Below are 11,345 nucleotides of genomic sequence, written 5' to 3' on the forward strand. Positions count from 1 at the left end.
ACGCCTTGAGCAACAAAAGGAAGGCAGCCTCGCGGCTGCCAGTGAGCCGATAACTGTCAGGAACATCAATTTTCCTGATACAGCCAGTTGCGAATGATCGAGAGAGCTTCTTCCGGGTGTTTCTCCACGATCTCGCCGATTTTCTTGACCGAGGATGCCTTCACGCGGCCTTCAACCTGCGACAGGTTGATCAGCTCTTCGCCTTCATCAACACCACCTGGCGCCATCGGTACCGGTGCAGGACCTTCAAGGGCCGGAGTGCCGTCGGCGGTCATGTCATCGGCAAGCAACTGGCGCTGTGCCATGTCTGCTGCACTTGGCAGGGTTTCGAAGGCACGGGTCAGCAGCGGGCGAACTACCAGCAGGATGACCAGGATCGCGACGATGGCCAGAACCAGCATCTCGGCGATGCGGAAGATCTCAGCCTTATCAAGGCCAAGGAAGGTCTCGATGTCTTCATCCGGGAACAGATCGTCGGTATCAGCAAACTGCATGTTGATGACTTCGACCTGATCACTGCGCTGCGGATCATAGCCGATGGCACTGCGCACGAGGGCTGCGATCTTTTCCAGATCCTCAGGCGAGCGTTCCTGATACAGGCGCTCGCCGTTTTCATCGGTGGAGTAGGTGCCATCAACAAGGACCGCTACCGTCACACGCGAAATCTCGCCGATTTCCTTGACTTGCGTGGTGGTGGTTTTGGAAATCTCGTAATTGACGGTTTCCTCGGTGCGGTTTTCCTGACTTTGCGTACCAGCCCCGTTACCTGCGCCAAAGTTGGCATCGGGCAGGTTGTTCTGAAGGGTGACCGGATCAGTACCCTCGGTCTCGGAGTTGGTTGCGTTTTCTTCGATCGTCTGGCTTGAACGGATCACACGCTCATCAGGGTTGAAGCGTTCATTTGCCGTTGTGATCTTGTTGAAGTCCATCTCGACCGAGACTTCAGCGCGAACTTCGCCATAGCCAAGGGAGCGGGACAGAAGATCTTCGATGGTGTTGCGCAGGCGGCTTTCCGTGCGGATGCGCATTTCATCGGCGGTTTGCGTCAGGAAGGTCGAGGATTGCTGTTCGCCATCACCGCGCGCAAGCAGCCGGCCGCGTTCGTCAATGATGGATACCTTGCCGGGGTCAAGCTGGGGAACGGCAGCGGCAACAAGGTGCTGAATTGCGACAACTTGCTCAGGTTTCAGTTCCCCGCCAGCCATCTTGACGGCAATGGATGCACTTGCTTCCTGGGTTTCGCGCGAGAACATCTGACGTTTGGGCAGAACAAGATGAACGCGTGCCTGCTGGATAGACTGGATCGCGGCAATCGTCCGAGCAAGTTCGCCTTCAAGGGCACGGACATGGTTGATGTTCTGTTCGAAGCTGGTCGCGCCAAAGCCGTCGGAATTGTCAAAGACTTCATAGCCCACAGAACCGCCTGTCGGCAGGCCGCTTTCGGCCATGGTCAGACGCATGCGGTTGACCTGATCGGCCGGAACAAGAATTTCGGTGCCGTTATTAAGCAGCTGATACTGGACTTGCTGATCTTCGAGACGATTGACGATCTGGCTGGCATCGGCCGGATCAAGATCGCGATAAAGCAATTCCATGTTCGGGGCTGAAACCCGCATGATCAGGAATGCAAAGAAGACAAGCAGCAACACGCCCACGCCGCTGATTGCCATCAGGCGCGTTGGTCCCAGACCTTTGAGTGTTTGCAACAAGCCGCCCACGATCGACTGCTCCGAACCGAAATTTTACCACTGTCCCAATGCGGATCGATCCATGCGGATTACGACCAGCATCAACAACGAATAGTTCTCCATGCTGAAGAACAGGTTAACAACCGGCAATTTTTGCCCAGTCGGCGGATTCAAATTCATCAGTGATTTGAATCGTTTGGATATTTAATGACCGCTTTGGTCTGCCCTTAATGTAGTGAGTCAATTGGCCAAAAAGAAGCCCGGCACTTGGGCCGGGCGAGTCTCGATTGGTGCAATGTGTTTCAGGGCGGTCTAACGCCCTGAAACAGATGTCAATTACCGTTTGATACGGATCAGTTCGTCGAGCATTTCGTCGGTCGTGGTGATTGTTTTGGTGTTCGCCGAGTAGGCGCGCTGGGTGACAATCATGTTGGTGAATTCCTCACCAAGGTCGACGTTCGAGCTTTCCAGAGCCGAGGCTACAACGTTACCAGCACCGTTCAGGCCCGGTTCACGCAGCAGGTAATCACCTGACTCACGTGTCTGGCGGTAAACGTTACCGGTGTGGTTTTCCATTTCATCAGGTGCCTCGAAGGTGGCAATGGCCAGTTTGTAAACCGGGCGTTTGACACCGTTGGCGAATTCCACCTGCAGGAAGCCTTCTTCGGTGAAGGCATAGTTCACCATGGTACCTGCCTGCGCACCGTTCTGGTTGATGAAGTGGGTGGTGTATTCGACGAGGTTACCGTTGGCATCCGAACCAGCAGCAAACTGGGTGATACCGTTACCAAGGCCGATAGTGCCGAAATCAAGGGTGAATTCGCTGGTATCGGAACCGTTGGTCCACTCTGCCGAAATGTCGGTGTCGACCAAGCTGCCGTTCACCCCGATGTTTGTGGCACCGATGGTCGCCTGAACACCGGTAAAGCTCTGAAGGTTACCGGAGCCGTCAAAGGTGATGGTGCCTGCCTGGATCAGGCCGTTCGGGTGATCAGTAACGTCAAGCTCGCCCGCTGTGGTGTTGCCAATAAGTTCGAAGCCCCAGCGGTTCTGGCCGAGTTTGACCACCTGAAGGTTTACCGTGTGGGCGGAACCGAGAGAGTCATAAATGGTCACCGGCATGGAGTTGTCTTCATCGACAGTTCCGGTTGCAAGGTTACCTGCAACATAGGTCGGTGCAAGCGTACCCGGAATACCCGGAATGGTAAGACCCGTTGCACTAAGTGGTGTGTTGTTCACGTTTGCGAAGGTTACGCCTTGATCAGCAAAGGCTGCAGTCAGCGTCAAGGTATCGTTGGTGCCGGTCGTGGTGGTGGTGGCTTCGATACCGGTTACAGCACTGATTGCGGCCGCAAGATCTTCCAGCGTATCACCGGTGTTGATGGTGATGTTGGTTGTCGTACCATTATGGGTGATGCTGAACTGGTCGCCGTTGGAGATACCGGCAAGCGTGGTCAGGTCGGTCGTATCATAATCGAGACCCGTCGTGGTCGATGTTGCGGTACCACCGGTGACAGCCGTTTCATCCGAGTTCAGGTTGGCACCGAATTCGATATTGGTGGTCGATGCTGCCGCCGTCAGGATCGAGTTAATGTCAAGAACCTGAAGGTCGGTGACAGCAGAGCTGTTTGACGTGGTCGCGTTGCCGTTGGCATCAAGAAGGCCGCCTTCACGGTCGGTTGCCCAACCCTGGACATAGTAGCCTGCTGTGTTGCGCAGATAACCGTCATCATCCGGCTTGAAGTCACCAGCACGGGTAAAGAACAGCTCGTCGTTGGTTCCTGGAGATGCGGTGCCGCGAACGATGAAGAAGCCATCGCCCGAAATCGCTGCCGCCGTGGTCGACGAGGTTGCCTGCAGCAGGCCCTGCTTGCTGATCAATGCGGTCGGATGGAACCGGACACCACCAGGCGTGTAGCGGGTATCTGTAGCGGACTCAGTCACAAGCGTCGAAAAGCGTCCGACAGTTCCCTTGTAACCGATCGTATTGAGGTTCGAGATGTTGTCCGAGATGACGCCCAGGTTCTGAGACTGAGCATTCAAGCCGGAAACACCGGAAATCATTGCACCAAAAAGGCTCATTTTTCTTCTCCTGTTTCTACAGGGTGTTGATCAAATCCGGATGAATGCCCTAGGCGGCTTCTTCCTGTTCTTCAGTCCCGGAGTTATCTCCGGTGTCTGTATTATCGTTGCTGGTATCTGTGCCATTCGCGCCCAGCTTCACGTTGGTCAGGGTCGAGAACGGTACAGAGACATCGCCCATGCGCAGGTAGATATCGCTGTCATCAATATCGACACTATCGACGGTGCCGATGATCCCGATTGCCACAGCTGCCGGATCGCCGTCTTCATCAAGGAAGCTGTTGCCGTTGGCTGCCATCGGGCTGACCACCAGGGTATAGGCACCTGCATCCTGTTCCACGCCGTTGTTGTTCTTCCCGTCCCAGGTAAAGGTCTGGAGGCCGGAAACATCGGTGAGTTCTTCGGAGTAGATCGTTTTGCCGCTCTGATCCTGGATCTGCAGTTGCAGACGCGGAACTTCAGGTGAAACGTTATATTTGTAAGACAGGCTTTCGCCTTCTTCGCGCCAGTTGGTGTCACCAACCGCCTCGATTTCGGCACCGACATAGGACAGTGCGGAAAGCTGACGTTGCTGACCCTGCATGGCGATCAGGTCTTCAAGGTTTCTGTTGCTTTGAATACCTTGCTCGACCTGGGCGAACTGGCTCAGCTGGTCGGTGAATTTATCACTTTCCATCGGCGAGGTCGGGTCCTGGTTCTGCAACTGCGTGGTCAGCAGGGTCAGGAACGTGTCAAAGTTCTGTGCCAGCTGATTGGCGGCGTTGCTCGAAGCGGCATTGGTATCCGCTTGCGACAGGCCAACGTTTGTCAGGGATGAAATGGTCATGGGATTGTCCCTCTACCTTTTCTAGATCCGGATATCGACAAGGCCGTTGGGATTGATCCCGTAGCCAATTGCGACATGTTCGGCAAGTTCGGTGCCACTCATGACATCACCATCATCGGGGCTGCTGCCCTGATCGGCGGTCATACGAGATTGGCCGTTGCCTTCCTGACTCTGGCCACCTTCATTTCGATGCTCGAAGGTGAAGCTTTGACTGTCTGCATTCAAACCTGCGTCTTTCAACGCCTGCTGCAGGGCACGAGAATCCTGACGCAGCATGTCTAGGGTTTCGCGCGTATCTGCCTGAATAACGCCTTGAACCCGGCCATCTTGACCGATTTCCATTTTGACATCGACGCGTCCGAGATGTTCTGGACGAAGCTGAACGGAAATCTTGTCGACGCCTTCACTGGCGGCATTGCGGATTGAGACCGCAACCTGCTGCTGAACCTGTTGCGACGGCGCCTGACGCGCTGTCTGCGCGGTCTGACCACCGGTATTGGTCTGATGCAGGCTGTTGGTGCTGCCCGGTTGGCCGTTGGCTGTTGCCGTGGCTTCGGTCCCGCCAGTTGCCGTCACCGAAGTGGTGGCTGCGGCACTTTGCGGGGCAGCAGGGTTGTTTTGTGCATTTTGCACGTTTGCGGCTGCTGCCATGGCCTGCTGTGCAGCCTGGGCAGTTTGCGCCGGGTTGGTTGCGCCAGCTTGCTGGGTGCTGTTGGCGGCTTGGCTGTTTGTCGCGCTATTTACGCCGTTGGCGGCATCGGTTTTACCTTTGCCGTCTCCGGTCATGGAGTCCATAACCCGTGACAGGAACTTGTCAGAGGACAATTCATCACCATTGGCCGCGTCAGCACCGTTCAGCGCTATTTTCGCCGAGGATGATGCCGCCGGCTGCGAAAGGGCCGTCGAGTTCATCAAGCCGTCAGTGGTCGTATCTGCAGCTGCGGGGGTGCCATTGGTCGTGCCAGCTGCATTCTGACCATTTGCCAGAGCTGCATTCTGACCGTTGGTGGTTCCTGCCGCGCTGGTCGCTTTCACTTCGGCTGCTTTTGCCTTGGCCAGTTCAATGGCTTCCGGGGATCCGGGAAGGGGAACCGCCTGTGTCGGCTGGTTTGGATCAACCATACCTGCTTGATTTGTTACGGATGCATCCGCAACCGGGCCATCATCGTTGGCATCAGCAGAATTGGTGTCTTCAGATGCCGAAGCAGTGTTTTTACCGTCTTCGGAAGAAGCTTGGTTGTCTTGTGAATGATCATCACCATCCGCCGTTTCCATCTCTTCGCCCGAGCGGTCATCGTCTGAGCGATTGGCTTCGACGTCGCGCGGTTCGTCGGATTTCGGATCATCGATTTTAGCGTGATCGTCATGATCTTCGTGTTCGTCACGGGCTGCGCGAACTGGTTCTTCGTCTCGGCGATCTTCTGCGCGCGCCTCATCCATGCTGCGCTCATCACGTGCGGATCTGCGGGCATCCATGTCCGCGCGCCGTTCATCCAGGTTCTTCTGGGCAGATTTTGCCGCGTCGTGTTTGACCTGCTGGTTTTGTTCAGACCAGTTGTCTGTGATCGATGCCATGATATCGCCAAAGCCGGAACCCTTGCTGTTGCTAGGGTTGTTGCCGGGAATGGAGACAGTTGGCATCACGCTATTTGTAATCGCAGAGCTGTTCATGACCTTGGTCCTTATGGAAGCAGTGTCAGAACATTTGCAAGCGGCGGGCCAGTTTTACGAGTTAACGTTTTCTACATATTTTCAGCAGGTTACAGGGGTTTGATCGGCGAAGGCAGATTTTGCCGCAGGGGCGGATGCGACCAGCCGGGCAAAATTGATCCGGTCGTTATTGTCTGGTTGAGCGTACGAATGGGTAGGCCAAAATAAAAAGGCCCCCGAAACTCGGAGGCCTTTGAATGCCGTGTGATGACTTGTGACGTATGGAATCAGGCCGAAATGGACAGACCGGATTTTGCCGGTTTTTCCGCCTCGTCGGACGCGGCAGCAGGAGCCTCGGCGGCCTGATTGGTCTGTGCCGGGCGGTCCTGTTGCGCGGTCAAAACAGCCTGACGCAATTCACTTTCACTTTTCTCGGAGAGTTCAGCCCAGGAATCACGCAGCGGTGTGAGTAGTCTGATCACTTCTGCTGCGGCATTCGGGTCGTTCTTGCGGTCCACATCCATCAAACGGATCATGCAGTGGGTATAGAGACGTTCAAGGTTCGCAGCGATTTCGCCGCCCTGTTCCATATCCAAAGTGTTCGAAAGATGTGCAATCAGTTCCTGCGCACTGCAGTTGGCGTTGCAACGGCCTTGAATGTCATTGCGTTCGATCGCGTTTTGCGCCTCCTGCAAGCGCGACAAGGTCTTCTCAAACAGCATAAACACCATCTTTGCTGGTGTAGCCGTGTTGACCTGTTGTTGCTTGTATGTATGGGCGGCGTGTTCGTTCATGCGACACTCCTTGGTATACGACGCGTGTGTTCAGTGTGCATGTTTAGCAGAGAAAAGTTAACTATTATCTTTTCCGGCGGCCATTAACTATCTTTTCCCGCGGACATCAGTTCATCGAGAGAGCTCTGGATGTTCTTCATGCGGGCAAGGGCCGATTCCATTGCAATGAACTGATCCATAAGGACTTCTCGCTGCCGGGCGAGACGCTCGTCGATCCGGTCAACTTTTTCTTCATGAGACGTCGTTTGGGTCTCTAGTTCGGAGATTGCCTGCGTTAAAGTGCCTTCTTCATCGTCCAGAATGGACTCCAGCTCGAAGTAGAACTGTGCGCCAATACCAACACTTGTAGTAACCGTTGCGGTATCTGATGCGGCTGCATCGCCGCCGTAAAACAGTCGTAAGCCGTCCGCCGTCCGTATACTGTTTCCTGAAACCACGGCGTTTTTGCCGGTTGTAGTTACGCCATCAACTGTGATGTCATACGTGACGCTGTTGATTATCCCGCCGGATGCATCAATAGTGAACTCGTAGGTCGCTGCGTTGGTGTTGCTGTCAAAGCCTGTCATAGTGACATCAGAGTTGTCCGATTTCCCACGGAACAAGAACAGTTCCATGACTTCATCAGGCTCATTTAGCAACGCTTCATTAAGGGCGGTTTCGTCAACTTCAATCGTTTTGCTTAAAAGTGGATCTTCGCTGGATCCATAGGCGACAAAGCCCAAGCCGATTTCCGCCAACACGGAATAGTCATCTTGATCGACGCGATCAGTCACACCATTAGCAAACGAACCAGCGATCTGTTGAAGGGCGGACTCAATACCTTTGACAGAAGTATTGCCCAGCAAAATCGCATCATCTGACGCTTCACCCGTAGTCGGGTCGACGAAGGTCTTTTCGTTGATGAAAGTTTGAACGGCGTTGTAGGCGTCAACAAAGTCAAGAATGGCCGTTTTTGCCTGATTCAAATCCTGTTCGATTTCGATCGTGATTTCCGTACCAGGTTCTGCATCATACAGGTTGATGGTCAGGCCATCAATCAGGTCAGAAAACTCGTTTGACCCACGAGTTACCGTAATGCCATCAAGCTCAATGATGGCATTGTTGCCGTCGTCAATAACTCTGGCTGGTTCGATCGTAGTTGGGTCGTTTAGAATGCCAAGGTTTTGCAAAACGGTAGCGCCGCCGTCATCGGTAAAGGACATGCGGTTGTCCTCACCTTCCTCGGTCGAGGTCAGGATCAGGGTGCTTTCCGTATCAGATACTTTAACAACCGACGCCTGAACGCCAGTTGAGTCCTTGACGTTGTTAATCTTGTCACGAATATCCTGCAGCGTGTCGCCTGCAGCGACTGTCACAGACGAGCTTCCGGCACCACCGGTGATGGTAAAGCTGCCGGTGCCGGTAATCCCGGTAACATCGGCGCTTGCTGCGACCGGTTGCGTTTCACTGGAAAGTTTGTGTCGGCTGGCAACCTGGGTAATCTCGAAGGTGTAAGAACCGGTTTCTGCGGCATTACTTGCAGTCACACCCATCAGGCTGCCTGCATCGCTGCCATCAGATGCCGCGAAAATCTGTTTAGACTCGAAGATATTCTTTGAATTGTCAAAACTGGTCGCACCATACAGGTTCGCCATAGAGTCCTTGAGCGTACCAACAAGGGTCTGCAGCTCTTTCAGCGCAGCAACCTTTTCGTCGTTCGCTTCAATCCGGGTTTCCAGATTGTCGGCAGGGATACGACGGGCAGCAATCATCTGGTCGACGGTGTCGACGAAATCAATGTTGGACGATCCGCCAGACAACTGGACACGGCCGTTCTCACCAACATAGATGTTATTTAAATTCAGGCTGCTCATTGGTTTAGCTCCTTGGGTGCTCTAGGCTAATTTTGCCTGCAACCGATATGTTGTGTCAAATCGGGATGCAACAACTGTGCCTGTATGCGCCCACTCGCTGTGTTAAATTTCTTCGTCGACAAAACTGCCGAGATATTCACGCATCTGCGAGAACAGCTGCTGCAATTCTTTGGACGGCAGTTCGCGCAGGACATCACCGCTGACGGGGTCCGTCACCTTCGCAACAACGCGACCGGTATCCGGATTGAAGTTCAGCTCAACACGTGCCGTGCCATCTGCCAGGTCCGGCAGATCAATACTGGCAAGCGCTTCCTGCATCTTCTGCGGAACTGCAGAAGGTTTTACTTCCGGTTTTGCTGCTGCGGCGCCGGTATCAGCTCTCGCTGCCGGTGCTGCTGGTGCGGCCGGGGCAGGATGAGCGTTACCGCCCGGACTGCTTGGCGCACTATAGTTTTGTACGACTTCCATTTTTCAGCTCCTTAAAGCCGCCATCCTGTAACAGCAGGATGAAACTTGAAAACGACGAGTACCAACCATCAGTACTCTGGGGCAAATTCTAGGTTACTGCAACAGACGCAGCAGGTTTTGAGGCATCTGGTTGGCCTGTGCGAGCATGGCGACACCCGACTGAACCAGGATTTGCTTGGAGGTAAAGGCGGTCATTTCGGCCGCAACATCAAGATCAAGCAGGGTCGAGCGTGCAGACTCTGTGTTTTCCTGCGTGGTCGCCAAGTTTTGTCCGGCGAAGTCCAAGCGGTTTTGATAGGTACCGATATTGGCACGGGCACGCTGCAGGTCGTCAATTGCCCGCCCTACAACTTCTACAGCCTCCTGTGCACCGGCAGCCGTATCAATCGCATTTGCCCCAAGGTCAGCGATGGAAACTTCTGTGCCAAGGGCGCCGGCACCCAAGGTATCGGAGTCTACTGACGAAAATTCAATCGACATTCGATCATTTGCGGTATTTCCTGCTCCGACTTGGAAGTCAACGCTCTGCTGGAGAGCCTGACCGTTGTCAGCGGCCATGTTAACGACATTCAATGAAGAGTCGTTACCGGCAACGCCGTTGAAGGTGGTGTCAGAGCCGAAGTTCGACGCACCAGTGTTGTCTGCGGCAATCGACGATACAGATGCCGAGAAGTTGGTGTTTACTGTAAAGCTCAGGCCAAGCTCATCGAAGTTCAGGGTCGCATTTTCACCAGCCCCAATTGCGGTGGTGCCGCCCGAAGCATAGTCCGTTACGTCGATCGACTGCGAACGGTTGTCGCCGTCAACAGTGGCATTCACCGTCATGATGACCTGGCCACCGGCAGCGTAATCGATATCAACTTCAAAGTTGTTATCGGTGATGTCGCTATCGGTATCGGTCGCCCAGTAGTTGTTATCGGTGATGGCAAAATTGTCGAAGCCGTTGACCGGGGTCAGGGCCGCGCCGCTTCCGCCGGTCGCGAGATCGCCAAAGTTAATCGCAACGTCGCCGCCGTCACCCAACAGCTGAATGCCGTTGAAGTTGGTCGATGAAGCAATGCGGTCGATTTCTTCGCGTAGCTGAACGAATTCGTCATTCAGGAACCCGCGTTCGGTGTCGGACAAGTTGCCCGAGGATGCCTGAACAGCAAGTGTCTTCATGCGCACCAGGATATTATCGATGGTTGCCATGCCGCCATCGGCGATCTGGAGCATCGAGTTGGCTTGACCAACGTTCACCGAAGCTGTTTTGAGAGACTCTGTCGTTGCATTCAAACGCGCGCCAATCGCCATCGAGGCAGCATCATCTCGCGCAGAAACGACGCGTGTACCTGACGACAGTTTAGATAGGGAGCGGGTCGCTGCTGTGTCCGACGCAGTCAAGTTGCGATGTGCAACATTGGCAGCATAGTTCGAAATAATGTTAAGAGCCATAACGCATCTCCTACATGGATAGCTCTGGGCAACATCTTGTTGTCCGTGATCCGGCACATTTGCCAGAAAATTTTCAGCCCAGACGTAGGGATGAAAACGGTAATACATATAGGATGAAATATACTTTTAGGTTAGATTTGTGTCCAGTGAAAAAAGAGTCCTCACTTTTTTGCAGTAAAAACAAATGGTTGCGTAGGGGGCAAAGCACTTGCCATGCCGGGCTTGTTAATGATTTGTAAACGAATCCGACTCCAAGCCACTCGATCTAATGCTGGCTGGGCAATTATCCTGATGTATATATTTTGTGCTGATCTCTAAATGGATGTGGTCATGATGAAGCACGCCACTTGGACTTTAATTACTGCAGTTGCGACGCGAAAAGGGGCGGCCCGAAGGCCGCCCCTTTTGTAAGACGTGTTTTGTTTTGCAGATTACTGCAGCAGACGCAGCAGGTTCTGCGGCATCTGGTTTGCCTGTGCCAGCATGGCAACGCCGGACTGAACCAGGATCTGTTTTGAGGTGAAGGCCGTCATTTCGGCTGCCACATCAA

Annotated in this window: 9 protein-coding genes; all 9 read right to left on the bottom strand. The window is 54.0% G+C overall.

Going from position 1 to position 11,345, the window contains the following annotated elements; translation table 11 throughout:
* Positions 1-65 precede the first annotated feature (65 nt).
* Positions 66-1,718, bottom strand: coding sequence for a flagellar basal-body MS-ring/collar protein FliF (gene fliF / locus UF64_RS05470; RefSeq protein ID WP_082049550.1), 1,653 nt, complete (start codon positions 1,716-1,718; stop codon positions 66-68).
* Positions 1,719-2,024: 306 nt separating this feature from the next.
* Entirely contained in the window at positions 2,025-3,770 is a 1,746-nt protein-coding gene (locus UF64_RS05475; RefSeq protein ID WP_044827613.1) for a flagellar hook protein FlgE, read from the bottom strand.
* Positions 3,771-3,819: 49 nt separating this feature from the next.
* Positions 3,820-4,596 (bottom strand): flagellar hook assembly protein FlgD, encoded by a 777-nt coding sequence (locus tag UF64_RS05480; protein ID WP_044827614.1) that lies wholly within the window; start codon positions 4,594-4,596, stop codon positions 3,820-3,822.
* 21 nt (positions 4,597-4,617) lie between these two features.
* Complete coding sequence (locus tag UF64_RS05485; protein ID WP_082049552.1) at positions 4,618-6,267, bottom strand: flagellar hook-length control protein FliK; 1,650 nt, start codon at positions 6,265-6,267, stop codon at positions 4,618-4,620.
* A 266-nt stretch (positions 6,268-6,533) separates the two neighbouring features.
* Complete coding sequence (gene fliS / locus UF64_RS05495) at positions 6,534-7,040, bottom strand: flagellar export chaperone FliS (RefSeq protein WP_044827617.1); 507 nt, start codon at positions 7,038-7,040, stop codon at positions 6,534-6,536.
* Between the two features lie 83 nt (positions 7,041-7,123).
* Positions 7,124-8,893: a flagellar filament capping protein FliD gene (fliD, locus tag UF64_RS05500; RefSeq protein WP_044827618.1), complete on the bottom strand. Its 1,770-nt coding sequence runs from the start codon at positions 8,891-8,893 to the stop codon at positions 7,124-7,126.
* A 102-nt stretch (positions 8,894-8,995) separates the two neighbouring features.
* Positions 8,996-9,361 (bottom strand): flagellar protein FlaG, encoded by a 366-nt coding sequence (locus UF64_RS19880; protein ID WP_082049554.1) that lies wholly within the window; start codon positions 9,359-9,361, stop codon positions 8,996-8,998.
* A 93-nt stretch (positions 9,362-9,454) separates the two neighbouring features.
* The gene (locus UF64_RS05510; protein WP_082049556.1) at positions 9,455-10,795 is read right to left on the bottom strand and encodes a flagellin; all 1,341 of its coding nucleotides are present in this window, start codon (positions 10,793-10,795) and stop codon (positions 9,455-9,457) included.
* 431 nt (positions 10,796-11,226) lie between these two features.
* Entirely contained in the window at positions 11,227-11,340 is a 114-nt protein-coding gene (locus tag UF64_RS19885; RefSeq protein ID WP_304413228.1) for a flagellin, read from the bottom strand.
* Positions 11,341-11,345: the final 5 nt, after the last annotated feature.

This window comes from Thalassospira sp. HJ, assembly GCF_000948415.1.
Lineage (GTDB): Bacteria > Pseudomonadota > Alphaproteobacteria > Rhodospirillales > Thalassospiraceae > Thalassospira.

Excerpts from the sequence above, each read along its gene's own strand:
- UF64_RS05475 (WP_044827613.1), bottom strand. The coding sequence starts at position 3,770 with ATGAGCCTTTTTGGTGCAATGATTTCCGGTGTTTCCGGCTTGAATGCT.
- UF64_RS05480 (WP_044827614.1), bottom strand. The coding sequence starts at position 4,596 with ATGACCATTTCATCCCTGACAAACGTTGGCCTGTCGCAAGCGGATACC.
- UF64_RS05485 (WP_082049552.1), bottom strand. The coding sequence starts at position 6,267 with ATGAACAGCTCTGCGATTACAAATAGCGTGATGCCAACTGTCTCCATT.
- fliS (WP_044827617.1), bottom strand. The coding sequence starts at position 7,040 with ATGAACGAACACGCCGCCCATACATACAAGCAACAACAGGTCAACACG.
- fliD (WP_044827618.1), bottom strand. The coding sequence starts at position 8,893 with ATGAGCAGCCTGAATTTAAATAACATCTATGTTGGTGAGAACGGCCGT.
- UF64_RS19880 (WP_082049554.1), bottom strand. The coding sequence starts at position 9,361 with ATGGAAGTCGTACAAAACTATAGTGCGCCAAGCAGTCCGGGCGGTAAC.
- UF64_RS05510 (WP_082049556.1), bottom strand. The coding sequence starts at position 10,795 with ATGGCTCTTAACATTATTTCGAACTATGCTGCCAATGTTGCACATCGC.